Genomic DNA, 16838 nt, shown 5'->3' with positions numbered 1-16838 from the left:
TGCAACTGATTGGTTATTAATCGTCTCCGTCGATACTCCACCTAAACTATCAATATTGTAAACCTGTATATTCTCTAATTCCGATAATCTTCTTGAAATATCTCGTGGAACTGCCATATCAATCAAAACTCTCTTCTTTCCATCATCAAGTATTTCATAGGCATCTTCATAACGAATTGTATGATGTGGGCTTGTTGTTGCACTTACTACAATTGACATATTTGGCAACACTTCATATCGTTCTTGATAATCAATACAATGAACTCCTAGAGGAATATTAACTTCTCTACTCTTATATTGACGTAATGTCATAGTAACTTTTGCATTCGATTGTAGTAAGCGTGTTGCTGCCAATCTACCGATTTCACCATTACCAATGACCAAACAAGGCAATCCTTCTATCGTACTAAACTCTTTTGTTAGTACTGCAATCATATTTTCAACAACAGATGCATTTACGGCTGTAAGATGTACACTTGCCTTCACTTTCTTTGCCGCTGTAATTGCCATTTGAAATAATTTCTCTAGTACAATATCTGTTGTTTCTGCTTCTCTTGCATTTGCTAATGCATCTTTTACTTGCGTAATAATCTGGTCTTCTCCAAATACTTTTGATTTCAAGCCACACGCCAATAAAAACAGATGCTCGACCACTGCTTTTCCTCTTCTTTGTGTATTCAAATCCTGATATTGTGCGGGGTCGATTCCTTTAATGCGACATAAAATCTCATAAGGTTCTATCCCTTCATCTTCACAGCTAATGTATAATTCTGTCCGATTACAAGTTGATAGCAATATACAACCTGTTATCTCTTCTGGATACCACTGCATAATCTGATTCATTGCTGTTGTCGCTTCATGATATGTAAAACTAACCTGTTCTCTATATTCAATTGAAGCCTTGCTATGGTCAATTCCCACCATTTGAATGTCCATGCTGACTCCCCCTATCTCTCGTTATTTATAGTAACACTCAGGGCTATGTCCTTCAAGTTACTCTTATGCACAGTTATCCTATATCTTATATAGTAATGCATTACAGATTGCCGCGGCAACATTGCTACCGCCTTTTCTTCCCTTTGCTACGATATAAGGAATATCCGTCTGCATAATCAATTCTTTCGACTGAACTACATTAACAAAGCCTACAGGAACACCTATTATTAGTTTTGGTGTAATCCTATGCTCGTTGATTAGTTCATATAGATGCACTAACGCTGTTGGCGCATTTCCAATTGCAAATATTACGTCTTTCTCCAATCTAGCTGCCTTGTTCATACTTGCGGTTGCTCTTGTTGTGCCTAGTTCTTTTGCTTCTGCCGCCACATCATCATCTGCCATAAAACAATACACCTCACCACCATGTTTGGCAAGTGATTTCTTATTGATTCCCGCCTTCACCATCTGCGTATCTGTGACAATACATGCGCCTGCTTTTATTGCTTCCATCGCTTTCTCTACAGCATTCTCCGAAAACATTAAATTATCTGCATATTCAAAATCCGCAGTTGTATGAATTACTCTCTTTATAATCAGCTCTTGTTCCTCTGGAAATGTTCTTCCTTGCAATTCCTCTGTAATTATCTCAAAACTTCGTTTCTCTATCTCTGTTGGTAGAACTTGTTCTAATCTCATTCTAATAACCATGCCTTTCTAATAGCCTGCAAACTTTGGGTCGTAAGCACAAAGTTGCATTTGAAAAATCTTGATTTTCCACACTAAACCCCTGCAGTTTCACAAGCATTGCTTGTGAAACTGCCTAAATAGAAAATTGAAAATATTTTTTCAATTTAGACCCCTTGCTCAATAATTCGGTAAATTGCTTCCATATCAAGATTCTCACGAATCGCATCTGCAAGCAGATTGTATTGCGTGTCTTTATATGCTTCTATATCTAACGCCTGAACGTTTGTTGTATCATAGCCTTTTTGCTTTAATAATGCTTGTACTATCACATTTACTACACCAGACATATCGAATATTCCATGCACGTAGGTTCCATATACATTACCTACATTGCTACCGTCTTCTTTCACGTTACCATTATTCGTTATATCCGTCAAGTTTGTTAATGGCATTCCTTGCGAATTGGTTTCCCCTATATGAATCTCATATCCTTCGAATTCTACTCCTGAGAGATTGCGTAAAGTCCCTTCTACATTTGTAAATGTTCCACGTACTCGTGTCCTTGTCTTCTCTGTTTGAAATACCGTATCAATCGGAAGCAATCCTAATCCATTCACAGTCTTTGTTCCTACTTGATTTGTCTCCATATTGTCAGGGTCTGCAACCTTATTCCCTAACATCTGGTAGCCTCCACACACACCGAATATCACTTTCCCTCTTGCTACATGTTGTAGAATCTTTGCTTCTAAACCAGTCTCACGAAGCCATAGTAAATCTTCAATCGTATTCTTTGTACCCGGAATAATAATCATATCTGGATTCATTAATTCATTAGGTGTTTTAACATAACGTAGTGATACCTCTTCCACATATTCAAATGGATTGAAATCTGTAAAATTAGAAATCCTAGGTAAACGTATTACTGCAATATCAATAAGTCCTGTCGTCGTTTTCTTTGTAAATCGCTCTGATAAACTATCTTCATCATCAATATCCAAATGACAATATGGTATGACTCCACGAACTGGAATTCCGATTTTTTCTTCAATCATGCGTAACCCTGGGTCAAGAATTGTCTTATCCCCACGAAATTTATTTATAATCAGACCTTTTACCATCGCACGTTCTTCCTCTTCAAGAAGTAGAATTGTACCTAGCAATTGTGCAAACACTCCACCACGATCAATATCACCCACTAGTAATACTGGTGCATTTGCCATCTTTGCCATTCCCATATTCACAATATCTTCGCTCTTGAGATTAATCTCTGCTGGACTTCCTGCTCCTTCAATTACAATAATATCGTGTCCCTTCTCTAGCGTATGATAGGCATCTAGTATCGCTGGGATAAACTTCTTCTTACATGCAAAATATTCTCTTGCAGACATTGTCCCGATAACTTCCCCATTTACAATAACTTGTGAGCCGGTATCATTTGTTGGCTTTAATAAGATTGGATTCATAAGAACAGATGGCGTAACCTTTGCCGCTTCTGCCTGCATTACTTGCGCTCGTCCCATCTCTAGCCCTTCCTTCGTTATAAAGGAATTCAACGCCATATTCTGTGATTTGAATGGTGCTACTCTATATCCATCTTGTGCAAATACACGGCATAGCCCCCCTGCTAAGATACTCTTTCCTGCATTCGACATTGTCCCTTGAATCATAATTGATTTCGCCATTGTCTTCCTCCTGTTTTTATGTATATGTACGGCACTTACGAAACTCTTTTTATGTATTCAAGCTTCTTGCTTACCATACGCTGACACAAAACACGCTACACATCTAAGTACTTCTAGGTGTATACGGATACGATGTTCCAACGTTACGGAAACGCCTTCGATTCGGCATCCATGCCTCAGCGAAGGCTGGCTCGGCGTCCTTGCCTCGCCTTCCTAGGTTGTATAGTATACACCAAGAAGTACTAAGATGTTCCGCTATCGTTTTTTAGTCCGCATACGGTAAGCAAGAAGCAGTCAAGTATATTGAGAGTTTCGCAAGTGCCTGTTTATATCTCTGTATCTAAAAAGCTTGAAAACAAAGTATAATTAACTCAATATATTGATACAAGAGTCAAAAGGTCATACAAGTCTCTCTTGACCCTAACTGATATATTACCGCTATGATATTCCTATATAATTTCTTACGCTTTTAATCCTTCTCATTACCTCAATCAATACTTCATTTTCCTCTCTAGTACGAACTGCAATCCGATAGTATCCCTTTGACAGACCTCTATAATTACTACAATCCCGTATTAATATTCCTTCTTCCAATAGTTCTTTATACCAATCTATTGCATCGTAAAATAATATATAGTTTGCCTCTGGTTCAAAATATCGAATCCCCATATCAAATAATGCCTTACAGAGAAATTCTCGTTCTTTCTCTACATACTCCCTTGTTTTAGATACATAGTCTTCCTGCTTTACTGCTACCACTCCTGCAACTTGTGCTAGAGTGGATACCGACCAAGGTTGACTTACTTCCTGCATCTTCGTTATTAATTGTTGATTTGCTGTCATTAGATAACCTAGTCGTAACCCTGGCATTGCATACATCTTTGTAAATGCTTGCAATATTACAAGATTGTTATACCTATCTAACGCTTCTAACAACGTATGGTATTCGGGGTTTTTCAAAAAATCATTGAAACACTCATCTACAACTACTGTGATATTAAGCTCGAAACAACGTTTCAAAATATGTAATACAACTTCATGCGAGATGGTATTGCCTACTGGATTGTTCGGATTGCATAGAATAATCATATCCAAATTTGGCGAAAGAGCTGTTATGTAATCCTCTGTTATGGCGAATCCATTGGAATCCTGTAATTCATAATAACTAATCTTGCAATCAACCGATTTCAGTGCTTGCTCATATTCTGCAAATGTTGGGCTGACTAATAATGCTGTCTTAGGCTTCTTCGCTAATGCAAGTGTAAATAGCGCATCTGCTGCTCCATTTCCAATATAAAAATACTGTTGTGGAATATGTAGTTTTGATGATAATGCATTTCGTAGTTTACTACAATTTACATCTGGGTAATTTACAATATCTCGTAAACTTGTACTTATCGCTTCTAATACTTCACTTGGAATGCCAAGAGGATTTATATTTGCAGAAAAATCGTGTTTAACTTTGATATTGTAGATATCTCCTCCGTGTACATTTATCATAGATAATAACCATACCTTTCTTCTTGAGAGTGCTTGTAAACCCTTTTCATTAGTCTGGTATTTCACTCAAAAACATATTTTATTCAAAAACGTAATGATTCAACTCTACTACCTCTAAGTTTTCACCCGTTAAGCCGTTACAAACGACGCATTCTTTCACATAATACACATTATAATAACAAGCTTGACTCCCAATAAAAGTGCAAACGACAAGATTGCACACATATACAGCAAACGATTTGCTCTCACAATATCTTCTATTTCAACTTCTCTAAGACAATCTCCTATGTACTCCTTCTTGTGAAGCTTTCCAAAATAATAGGCATCTCCTGCTAATTGTATGCGAAGTGCTCCTGCGCAGACAGATTCCGTATGAGCGGAATTGGGACTTGCATGTTTATAGCGGTCACGTCGATAGATTTTATACGCATTTTTTCCGTCCATTCTAAGTATAAATGCACTTACAATCATCATATATGCAGAAAATCTTGCAGGAATATAATTTACAACATCGTCAAGTTTTGCTGCAAACCTTCCTAGGTTACTATATTTCTCATTCTTATATCCAATCATGGAATCCATTGTATTGATGGATTTATATAGAAAACCAAGGGGCGCACCTCCGATTATAATTGCAATAAGTGGTGCTATACTCCCATCAGACGTATTCTCTGCCACTGTCTCTACTGCTGCCTTTGTAATTCCAATCGCATCAAGACTCTTCGTATCCCTTCCCACAATCATAGATACTGCATATCTTGCTTTCTCTATATCACCTGTCTTTAATTCTTTATACACTTTCATACTCTCTACTTTGAGAGACTTTGTTGCCAATAGCTGATAGCAGAAAATACTTTCTATCACGATTCCTAGATAACTATTTACCTTATAGCAAACAACTAGTATCCCTAATGGAATTCCTGTTGATACAAACATTACGATTATCGCTAGTACAATGCCTGCAATTCGTTCTCCTGACTTTGTCTTTGGAAAACATCTTCGAACCATCTTTTCCGTATATGTGATTAATTTCCCGATTAATCGAATCGGATGGTAAAGCCAATGTGGATCACCAATTATTAAATCTAAGATAAATCCTATGAGGCATACATAGATACTGTATTTCATACTCTTTCCCTTTCTAACTCTGTTTAAATAGACGTAATCACTCTGACATAATGTCCCTCTCTCAATTCCGTCTCTTTAAACCATTCTTCCTCATCTACATCAACTTCATACCCTTCCCCATTCTCAACTTTCCAATAATAGAAGTCCTCCTCTGGTCTAGCATAGGCTTCTAAAATTGCCATTATCGTTCCACCATGAACAACCATCGCTCCACAGGATACGTTATTCTCATGAAAGTATGCAACTGCTTCATCGAAACCTTGAATACATCGTTTACGAAATTCCATCTGGTCTTCGCCCTTTGGAAATGGAATTTTTCCGTCCTTTGCAATCCATTCTTGATAGTCAGCATTTTCCTTTAACTGTTCATATGTCATTCCTTCAAATGCTCCGAAATCACACTCTCTCAGATTATCAATGGTATGAACATCTTTATTTGGGTAGATGCACTTTGCGGTTTGAATACAGCGTTTCATAGGGCTTGCTACTAACTTCTCAATTTGGGGATAGTTACGGTTTTTGAGTAGTTCCATTCCCTCTTCGCAAAGAGTTTCGTCTGTAGCACCTATATAGGCTCGTCGTTTGTTTCCCTGTGTTATAGAATGTCGTATTAGATAAATCTTCATCTTTCTATCATGCATATCACATATTTGCTTGTGACACTGCTCGCATAAGTATAGTTGAAAGAATTAATGAGCCGCACGAGTCCTTTCCTTTTATTTTCTTCAACATTGTCACTTCATCTTTGTTGCAATTCCACACACCACTCGATATACTTCTTCTGCTCCTTCTACAATCTTACAACAGATACGTCCTGTACGTTCTCTATATTCTCTTTCAAACGAATCCATTGGAACAATTCCATATCCAATCTCTGTTGATACAATGATCACTGCTGGATTCTTTTTCACTATCTGTTCTGTAATATGCTCAAGTTCTATATTTTCTATTAATAATCTCCTGATTATAAGATGAAAGTGATTGATTATATTTGCTGTGTATAATTCTTCAATGGAATCAAAGTTCTCATCTACTATTGTTAGCACTCTATTCACATCTAATGCAATATTCGTACTACATGCACTCTCAGTTCTATATCCACTCTCACACAATTGTTTTGCAATGGCAAGCTTTCCTTGTGCCACGCCCCCTATTATTAGCTTCATTATATTCTCCCTACTCCACAAGCAATTGCAACCAAAATAGATGCCCTAAATAGACATTTCTGATTTTTAGACATAAAAAAACTCCTTCTCTTTCATTTTCTTACCTTTAAGACACAACAACAGGTACGAAAAGAAAGAGAGGAGGTATTGTTTCATTCCTTGCTCTCTAATTAACTACCTGGTTATATCCCCGTAACCTTGCAAATTCATCTTCAGTCGGGTGTTCTGGCTTGGGCATCAATCGCAGTGCTTCGCCTTCCCATTCCTCACAGTGACATAATGAAGCACTCCTATTCCCATACAGCAGCGGGTACTGCGCAGGATTCTAACCTGCTTCCCCATTCATGAAAAAATCCACGAATAATCCTAAAGATAAAAACTATATTGAATTTACTTAACTAGGGTAACATGTGCATATCTATGTGTCAATATATGACACTACATATTAATTCTGAAATACAAAATATACCCTTGTCAACCTAATTGATACTAGGGCGTGTCTGAAAGAAAAATAAAGAAAACAGCAGAAAATGGCGTTACCATCGCTGCTGTTATATCTCCATATCATTTTATCTTTAAGACTTTATTTTAATATTTTCCGAAATCATCACTCAAAGATATGATCCTCTCATTTTGATTTGCTCTTCTATATCCATTATTATTTACAAATGAAGATGAAGTATTCTCTATCGGAGCATGCATGAAGTATCCACTTTCTTTTAATTTATAATTTACAATCAAGCTTCTAAGTACTTGTGCCTGTTCTGAAAGTTCTTCACTTGCTGCTGCACATTCTTCACTTGTTGCAGAGTTATTCTGAACAACTTGTGAAACTTGTGAGATTGCCTGATTAATCTGTGAGATGCCGGTTGCTTGATCATTCGATGATTTCGCAATTCCATCTATTAATTCTGCAACTTCTCCAACAGCCTTTACAATCGCATTTAATGCTTCTGCGGTCTGATTAGCAAGCTTTGATCCACTTTCTACTTTTACAATAGAAGACTGTATTAAATCCGCTGTTTCACTAGCTGCTGTAGCACTCTTTTCGGCAAGGTTTTTCACTTCTTCTGCAACTACTGCAAATCCTTTTCCATGAACTCCTGCTCTTGCAGCTTCTACGGTAGCATTTAAAGCTAAAATATTAGTCTGGAAAGCAATATCATCGATAACTTTGATAACTTTTGAAATGCTGTGTGAAGAAACATTAATGTCTTCCATCGCCATAATCATATTTTTCATTTCTTCATTGCTTTTTATTGCATGATTTTTTACATTCATAACCAAATCATCTGCTGTGGTTGCCTGTGTTGCATTTTCACCTGTTTTTCTTGCAATATCAGTCATGGAAGCTGTTACCTGTTCAATCGCACTTGCTTGCTCTGTTGAGCCTTGAGCAAGATTTTGACTTGCACTTGCCACCTGATTCGCCCCTGTGGTAAGTTGCATACTTGACTCTCTAATATTACTAAGCATCTTATTATTCTCATTCACTAATTTTGCAATTGCATTACCTAAAGCATCTGCTTCTGATCTTGGTTTTACATCCATCGATAGATCGCCTGCTGCTATTTGTTGTGCAATTTGAACATGCTCTTTTGTGCTCTTAATCATCAATTCAAATTCATCCGTTAATTCTCCAAGTTCATCATTCGCAAACTTTGTAAGCGTAATATCCATATCTCCAAGTGCCATTTTTTTAGAAGCTTCGACAAGATTATTTAACGGAAGTCTAATTCCCTTTGAGATTTTCACAAAAGAAACCGCCGCCGTAATGATACCAAATATTGTTAGCACTCCAATTACCCACATCGCAACTGTAAATTGATCAAATTCTGCTGTTGACAGCAAATCTGCTTGTTGCATCATATACGTTGCATAGCCACCTATAAAAACAACAATACTACACATAATAAAATAGCTTGCTCTAACTCTATTAACAATTTTTCCACTATTCATACTGAAATACCTCCACTAATTTTCTTCCATAATATTTTCATTTGATAAATCTTCAAACATTTCTAGTTCTTCATCATTAAGAATTTTTTCAGGGTCTAACAGCAATTTCACTTTATCCCTAACTCTTCCAAGTCCATATACATATTTATTTTTTCCATTTGCAGAGGATAAAGATGGTGGTGGAGTGATTGCCCCTTCATCAATCGTAACGACATCTTCTATCTTTTCTACTATTAATCCAACCATTGTTGATTTTACATTTATGATAATAATACAAGTTCTATCATCATATTCTATGACCTCTTGCTTAAACCTTAATCGTACATCAATTACAGGAATTATTTTACCGCGAAGATTAATAAGACCTTTTATGTAATCCTCTGTCTCCGGAACTTCTGTGATATTTTGAATTTGAATTATTTCACATATGTATTTCAATTCTATTCCAAAATATTCATTTCCTGACTTGAAGGTCATATACTTCCCTTTTTGTGTATCTTCTTCAAGCATTTCCATTTGTTCTGTCATTCACTCTTCTCCTTTCATTTAAAACAATCCACCTGTATCAATTATTAGAGCAATTCTTCCATCTCCAAGCTGTGTACATCCGGAAAGTCCTTTTATTTTTTTTATGTAACTAGGTATTGGTTTTACAACTATCTCCTGTTCACCAAGCATCTTATCTACAAACATTCCCAACTTTTGTCCTTCATGTTCTAAAATAATCATAATGCCGGAATGTATATCCGTTGATGCATTTGATATACCATAACGCTCTTCTAATCGAACGACTGGTAAACATTCTCCACGAACCATTACAAATTCTTCGCCATTTGGTTCATGTATCAAATTCTCTTCTTTTACGCTCATTATTTCTTTTACAGCACTGGTTTCAACTACGAATGTAGAGTTACCAACCGTCATAACGATACCATTTATGATAGCAAGGGTAAGCGGTATCTTTAATATCATAACACTACCGTTACCTTCTTCGCTGTCAATATCAAGCACACCTCCTACTTCCTGAATGTTTTTTACTACAACATCCATTCCCACGCCTCTTCCAGAATATTCGGTTACTTCTTCCTTGGTAGAAAACCCTGGGTATGTAATAAATTGATACATTTCCTTCTTCGTAAAATCACTTTCTAGTTTATCACCAAGCAAGCCATTTTTCTTAGCCTTATTGTATAACTTAGAAGCATTTAATCCATTACCATCATCTCTTACTGATATAAATACTTTACCGCCCTCATTTTTGGCTTCAAGAACAATCGTACCTCTTTCACTTTTGCCTTTACGAACCCTTTCTTCTGGCGTCTCAATACCGTGATCTACTGAATTCCTGATAAGGTGCATTAATGGATCAGAAATACGTTCAATAATATTTTTATCAACTTCCGTATCCGCTCCAATCATCTGCATATCAATCTGTTTGCCTAATTTTCTGTAAATATCAAACACGACTCTGTTCATCTTCTGAAATGTATTGGTAAGAGAAACCATCCTCATTGACATAATCACATCCTGCAATTCTGATGTAAATTTTGTAAGCTGGGCTGCCGCTTTTTGAAAATTAGAAAGATTAAGTCCTGGAACTTTCAAATCTTGGTTCTGTAATACTACTGATTGAGCAATTACAATTTCACCAATCAAATCCATCAATTCATCCATCTTCTTTATATTTACACTTATAAATGATTGCTGCTCCGGTTTCGCCTGTGTGTTTTTAGCAAGCTGTTTTGGTTTACCTGGTTCCTTTGACTTAATAACATAGTCACCTGGTTCTGGTTCTTTACTCTTTGCCGCTTCGTCTTTTATTTTCTGGTTATTCTCGATTGTTTCAACGTCAGAATCCAAATCAATAATAATTTTTGCTGGTTCTATTTCAAAACCATGTTCAAACTCTTCCTTTGTACATTCATGCATATCAATGGATTCTACACCGGAACCGTCAATTAGACTTTTAACTTCTTCTATACTGCTCTTTGTCTGCAAAAACATTTTAAAGCCTTCTGCCAGTATGATTTCTCCACATTTTTCATCGGACACAATATCCTGTGGTTCATAAAATAATTCTTCAGCAATCTCTTTCAATGAATAGGTAGCCGTATAGGCTCTTATATTTACCATATCTGTATCTTTTCTATAATTCATAATGATATAGTAATATTTGCTCGACTGCACAGCTACCGGAGCTATATAAAACTGTTCCGGCTCTACATACTTATTTTCAGGGGGTAATTCAACACCACTTTCACTCATATTACTTTTAATTTTTACTAAGAAGTCCTCAATCTGTTTTATCAATTGTTCTGAAGAACCGTCTGGTGCATCCCCATTTCCTATTTTGTCAAATTCTCCAGATATAAAATCTGCCACTTTGAAAATATAATCCACTAATTCTAATTGTGGGACATTATCAGGTTGCGTTTCTCTTAAGTAATAGAAAACATCTTCCAATTTGTGAGCAATCTTAGTGATATCATCAAACATCATAATTCCTGAAGAACCCTTGATGGTATGCATTACTCTGAAAAATTCGCCAATAGTAACATCATCAAATTTATCATCATCTTTCTTTTCTAGCATAGTTGCTTCCAATTGTTCTAATAGCTGTCTATTTTCATACAGATACATATCTAACATGCCTTCTGTGTTAAATTCTTCTGCCATTCCTTTTCCTCCTTCCTGTTATAGAGAATTATCTATTTATATAGGTTTACTTTACTAGTTTTAATTTTTTTAGTACATTTTCAACCTTATCTAAATCCAGCGGTTTTGCACAATATACGGTACAGCCCATTTCAAATGCTTTTGTTACATTCTTCTCCTCATTTAAAGCCGTCATCATAATGATTTTTACAGCCTTATTTTCTTCTATTCCCTTTTCCTTTTCTATATCGCGCACCATCTTTAATACTTGATAACCATCCATGATCGGCATCATAACATCCAGGCATATCAAATCATATGGTTCATCTTCCTCGACGGCGATCATAAATGCATCTACCGCTTCCATACCATCAACAGTAATATCACATTCTCCATACTTCTCCAAAAATTTCTGAATTGCTTTTCTACTTGCATAATCATCTTCTACTATAAGTATCTTCATCTTCTTACCTCTCTTCTAAAATTTGTGTAAAACCTAATATCATTTCAGCAAATTATATATTTTTTTTGCTATTTGATTTATATTAAGCTGATACTCAACAGCTCCTAGCAGATATGCCTCCTTGGGCATACCATAAACAACAGAACTGTTTTCATCCTGACCGATTGTTGAAGCCCCTGCCTTTCTCATCTCAAGAAGACCTTTGGCGCCATCTGCCCCCATACCAGTGAGAATTACGCCTATCGCATTCCTTCCAGCGACTTTAGCAACTGATTCAAACAATACATCTATCGATGGACAATGACCATTTACTGTGTAACCCGTTCTGCATTCAACCTGATATATTCCATTTATTTTCACAAGTTTCAGATGTGCATTACCAGGTGCTATTAATACTGTTCCCCGTGTAATGATATCCCCTGTTTTTGCTTCTTTTACGTGAACTCTACATTGCCGATTCAATCTATCAGCATACATTTCCGTAAACCCTGGCGGCATATGCTGTACAATAACAACACCTGGTATATCTACATCAAATTGCTTCACTACTTCAAAGATTGCTTCTGTGCCTCCTGTGGATGCACCTATTGCAATAATCATATTAGAATTTGATAGATTCTTAAGATTCTGTGCAATATCACTCCGCGGTCGTTTCAGATTACTCACATCCACCGTTGACGCAATTTTAATCTTAGTTACCAATTCATTTTGCATGAATTCTGATAATTGCGATGCATTCAGCCCTGATGGTTTATTAACAAACTCTACCGCACCTGCGCTTAATGCCTCAAAAACTTTTTCATTTACTGCACTAATAACAACGGTTGGGATTGGATACTGCGGCATTAATTTCCTAAGAAATTCTATTCCATTCATTCGCGGAAGCTCTACATCAAGTGTCATTACATCTGGTTCATATGTTATGATTAAGTCTCTTGCCTCATATGGATCATTCGCAACTGCCACTACCTCAATTACAGGGTCTAAGTTCAATGTTTTTACAAGTAATTCTCTAAATACTAAGGAATCTTCTACAATCAAAACTTTTATTTTTCTCATACACACGTACCCTTTTTATTTTCTAAATATCGATGGTTTTACATATTGAAAATCTGTATAATCCTTGTCAATTGCCTCTGTTGCTCCGATAAACAAATACCCACCTGGCTCCATTACATCATATATTCTCTTAATAAGATTCCGCTTAGTATCTGTATCAAAGTAAATCATAACATTTCTTAAAAATACTGCATGTAATCTCTGTTTAAATGGCAATGGATCCATTAAATTAAATGCCCTAAAAAGTACAGCTTGTTTTATCTGCGGAGCAACCTCAAAGACATTTTCATCAACCTGTGTAAAGTTACTTCTTTTCCACGATTCAGGAATATTCTCTAATTGTTCTCTTTTATACCTTCCATCAATCGCTGTCTGCAACACCGTTTGTGAAATATCGGTTGCAAGGAGTGTGGTATCCCATTGACCATACTCAATTCCAAAAAATTCTTTAATAAGCATTGCTATCATGTATGGTTCCTCACCCGTAGATGCTGCACCACACCATAGTCGCAGATCATGGGTAGAACGATTTGATTCAACAATCTGCGGCAGTACAATATCTTTAAAATATTGCATTTGTTCAAATTCTCTCATAAAGTATGTATGATTCGTAGTAACCAAATCGATTAAATCTTTTGTCTTATTACCAGTAAAATCCATTTCAAGATCCTGCATATATTCACTACAACTGCTGTATCCATTTGTTCTTAGGTAATTTTCCATTCTGCCTTCAAGTAATCTTTTTTTTCCTTGTAAATCAATTCCCCACTTTTGATACACATGTTCGCGCACCTTCATAAATTCGATATCTGTCATTTATTTTCCTCTAAATCATTATAATTGATTTTATTTTTTATCCTTAGCTTACTTTCATTCTCTTTACTAACTTATTAAATACATCAACAATATATGGGTCATAAATCTTGCCAGCATTATCATTTATATACTGTATTGCTTCTTTCTGCGTTATGGCTGGTCGATATGGCCGTTCAGTAACCAGCTTATCATATATATTTACGATCGAAACGATTCTTGCTGACAATGGAATATCTTCACCTTTTAATTGATTCGGATAACCACTTCCATCCCACCATTCATGATGATTCTTAATAATATCGATTGACATCTGAACAAATTCATTATCTTCATAGGATGGATAGATCTGTTGTATTACTTCAGCACCAGCAATTGTATGTGACTTTACCATTTCTTTCTCTTTCTCACTCAAACTCGTTGGCTTAATGAGTATTTCTTTTGGTATTGTAATCATACCGATATCATGTATCGTTGCTGAAATCCCGATACTCTCAATAAATGTTCCCGATATTTTATTCTCATATTTTTGAGAAAAATTCAAACCTTGGGCAAGCAGCCTTGAATTGTATGAAATATTCTCCAAATTATTGTCATTACTAATCGATTTATGGTTTTCAACTAATATGGCTAATGCTTTCAATATATTTTTTCGTTCTTGTTCTATCTTTTCACTCTGTTCACTTATCACCGTATTAAGCCTTCGATTATTGCACTCCAACTCTTTTTGCATATTGTATATTCTAAGCTGGTTATTGATTCGAATTGAAATCTCTGTAAACTCATAAGGCTTTGACACAAAATCAGCTGCACCTACTTCGAATGCTTTCTGCTTATACTCTATATTATCTGCTGCTGATATAAATATAACCGGGATATGTCTTGTGTATGGATTTTTCTTAATCATCTCACAAAATTGATACCCATTTTTCTCTGGCATAATAATATCTGAGATAATTACACTCGGAAGTCTTTTTTCCATCTTTACGATTGCTTCATCAACACTATTGGCACAATCAGCCAAATATCCCATATCTTCTATCATGTCTGCTAACAAAGCGGTATTCATTTTGATATCATCAACGACTAATATTAATGGCTTCATCGTATTCCCTCCCGCTCTTAAATCTTAGATGCGAATCTCTTCTAAACCACTTATTCCACATATTTGTTTCAATAAATCTACGGTCTTTGTATAGTCTTCTTTTCTCACTGCCATCAGCAATTTGAATAGGATACTTTTATCTTCTCTTTTTCCTCCTTCAAAGAGACGTTTTAAATTATCAGCAAACATTTCTGCTTTATCCCATGCATCCATCTCAACACTGATAATTAATTTTTCTACATTCATCTTAATGCCTTCTTGATTTTGCTCACTTCCATATATGTATATTTCTTCCATTGTTTCGTTTTGTGTAATTTCTATTTCTTTTCTAATTCCAATGTCTTTATCTTCAAACGAATCCTGTTCACACCCTAAAACTGCCGAAAAGGTGAATGTACTTCCTTTCCCCTTCTCACTTATAACGCCAATGTTCCCTCGCATTAACTCAACTAATTGTTTGCTTACTGCAAGTCCAAGTCCTGTCCCACCGTATTTTCTTGTAGATGATGAATCAACTTGTGAAAAGTTTTTAAACAGTTTGTCTTGTGCCTCTTTACCTATTCCTATTCCAGTATCTATAACGAAAAATGACAATTCCATCTCACTCTTTAACTGTAATGTCTTATACACTTCAATTTTTACATATCCTATATCTGTGAACTTTACTGCATTGGAAACTAAATTGTTTAAAATCTGAATAAAACGCAATTCATCTCCGATTACCACTTCTGGAATATCATCTGATATTGTTGCCATCAGCCTTATTCCTTTTTCATTTGCAACAGTAATACTTGTATCTATGACATGTTTTATTGCACCTCGAATATGAAATGGTTTGGTATCTATCGTGAATTTTCCAGCCTCCAGCTTAGAAAAATCCAAAATATCATTAATAATATTCCCCATATTTATACAACACTGTTCAATAATCGCCAATGTCTTTCTATTATCTTGTAAGCAATCCTGCATGAGAAGATTTTTTACATGTGCTTTAATTCCATTCACTGGTGTCCTTAATTCATGTGTTATATTAGCTACAAATTCTTTTTGCTTCTGATACAGGTTCTCCATGTCAGATTCTGTTTTTTCCAAAATCCTTTTGGTCTCATTTTCATCATAAACATTAATCGCCATTGCTACATTTATGAAATCACCTGACTCTAACTTAACAAAACGTACCTTTGCAGGAAAACATGTTTTATTTTTTCTATAAACAAAAATTTCAAAATCTCTCATCTCATTCGGTACGACAAATCCAGAAATTGATTTTCCCTTCATATCGTTGAAAATATCTTGGATAAAAATACTTTCATCGTTACTCAACATGTCATATCCCAATTCTTTTTCCGCCATATTGTTTAAATATGTAACCTTACCATCATCATCAAAAACAATGGTGATACATAGATTCATTTTAAAAAATTCATTCATAATGCTGTACCTCCATCATTCTTTATAACCTTTTTTATTGTATCATTCTTTGCGATTTTTTTCAACAATTGTGCGACATTTATTGTTTTTTTGTTTTGTTTTTTCTTGTTTCTCTTTTTTCTTGTTTTGTTTTTCTCTTATTTTGTTTTTTCCTTGCTTTTTCTCAATATTTCCACTTCCACATCGAATAAACAAAAAAGAGACCTTTCGGTCTCAAAATCTTCTACTACTCCCTATGTTAGTTCGCCAAT

The 16838-nt window shown here is 35.6% G+C and carries 15 protein-coding genes and 1 riboswitch; all 15 genes read right to left on the bottom strand.

The window, feature by feature from the left end; genetic code table 11:
* Positions 1-936 (bottom strand): glutamyl-tRNA reductase (hemA, locus tag RMR19_RS09960; RefSeq protein WP_310603345.1); only part of this gene is annotated, 936 nt, incomplete at its 3' end.
* Between the two features lie 78 nt (positions 937-1014).
* Positions 1015-1635, bottom strand: coding sequence for a precorrin-8X methylmutase (locus RMR19_RS09955; protein ID WP_331654700.1), 621 nt, complete (start codon positions 1633-1635; stop codon positions 1015-1017).
* 155 nt (positions 1636-1790) lie between these two features.
* Entirely contained in the window at positions 1791-3308 is a 1518-nt protein-coding gene (locus RMR19_RS09950; protein ID WP_310603344.1) for a cobyric acid synthase, read from the bottom strand.
* 438 nt (positions 3309-3746) lie between these two features.
* Positions 3747-4808 carry a pyridoxal phosphate-dependent aminotransferase gene (locus RMR19_RS09945; protein ID WP_310603343.1) on the bottom strand — a complete coding sequence of 354 codons (1062 nt, stop codon included), beginning with the start codon at positions 4806-4808 and terminating at the stop codon, positions 3747-3749.
* 156 nt (positions 4809-4964) lie between these two features.
* Complete coding sequence (cbiB, locus tag RMR19_RS09940; RefSeq protein ID WP_310603342.1) at positions 4965-5936, bottom strand: adenosylcobinamide-phosphate synthase CbiB; 972 nt, start codon at positions 5934-5936, stop codon at positions 4965-4967.
* Between the two features lie 23 nt (positions 5937-5959).
* Positions 5960-6562: a histidine phosphatase family protein gene (locus RMR19_RS09935; RefSeq protein WP_310603341.1), complete on the bottom strand. Its 603-nt coding sequence runs from the start codon at positions 6560-6562 to the stop codon at positions 5960-5962.
* Between the two features lie 108 nt (positions 6563-6670).
* The gene (locus tag RMR19_RS09930; RefSeq protein WP_310603340.1) at positions 6671-7102 is read right to left on the bottom strand and encodes a bifunctional adenosylcobinamide kinase/adenosylcobinamide-phosphate guanylyltransferase; all 432 of its coding nucleotides are present in this window, start codon (positions 7100-7102) and stop codon (positions 6671-6673) included.
* Between the two features lie 198 nt (positions 7103-7300).
* Positions 7301-7487, bottom strand: a riboswitch (cobalamin riboswitch).
* A gap of 203 nt (positions 7488-7690) precedes the next feature.
* Positions 7691-9061, bottom strand: a complete 1371-nt coding sequence (locus RMR19_RS09925; RefSeq protein WP_310603339.1) for a methyl-accepting chemotaxis protein — start codon at positions 9059-9061, stop codon at positions 7691-7693.
* A 15-nt stretch (positions 9062-9076) separates the two neighbouring features.
* Positions 9077-9589 (bottom strand): chemotaxis protein CheW, encoded by a 513-nt coding sequence (locus RMR19_RS09920; protein WP_310603338.1) that lies wholly within the window; start codon positions 9587-9589, stop codon positions 9077-9079.
* An 18-nt stretch (positions 9590-9607) separates the two neighbouring features.
* Positions 9608-11737 (bottom strand): chemotaxis protein CheA, encoded by a 2130-nt coding sequence (locus RMR19_RS09915; RefSeq protein WP_310603337.1) that lies wholly within the window; start codon positions 11735-11737, stop codon positions 9608-9610.
* A gap of 46 nt (positions 11738-11783) precedes the next feature.
* Positions 11784-12179 (bottom strand): response regulator transcription factor, encoded by a 396-nt coding sequence (locus RMR19_RS09910; protein WP_310603336.1) that lies wholly within the window; start codon positions 12177-12179, stop codon positions 11784-11786.
* Between the two features lie 39 nt (positions 12180-12218).
* Positions 12219-13238 (bottom strand): protein-glutamate methylesterase/protein-glutamine glutaminase, encoded by a 1020-nt coding sequence (locus tag RMR19_RS09905; RefSeq protein ID WP_310603335.1) that lies wholly within the window; start codon positions 13236-13238, stop codon positions 12219-12221.
* Positions 13239-13253: 15 nt separating this feature from the next.
* A complete protein-coding gene (locus tag RMR19_RS09900; protein ID WP_310603334.1) occupies positions 13254-14054 on the bottom strand; it encodes a CheR family methyltransferase in 801 nt (266 codons plus the stop codon).
* A 43-nt stretch (positions 14055-14097) separates the two neighbouring features.
* On the bottom strand, positions 14098-15156 hold the full coding sequence (locus RMR19_RS09895) for an HD domain-containing phosphohydrolase (RefSeq protein ID WP_310603333.1): 1059 nt from the start codon (positions 15154-15156) through the stop codon (positions 14098-14100).
* A 24-nt stretch (positions 15157-15180) separates the two neighbouring features.
* Positions 15181-16587 carry an ATP-binding protein gene (locus tag RMR19_RS09890; RefSeq protein WP_310603332.1) on the bottom strand — a complete coding sequence of 469 codons (1407 nt, stop codon included), beginning with the start codon at positions 16585-16587 and terminating at the stop codon, positions 15181-15183.
* Positions 16588-16838 lie beyond the last annotated feature (251 nt).

Origin of the sequence: Anaerosporobacter sp., assembly GCF_031551385.1 — a bacterium.
Taxonomy (GTDB): Bacteria; Bacillota; Clostridia; order Lachnospirales; family Lachnospiraceae; genus Anaerosporobacter.
Note: the sequence above shows the minus strand (reverse complement) of the source record. Positions and strands in the feature narration are given on the sequence as shown.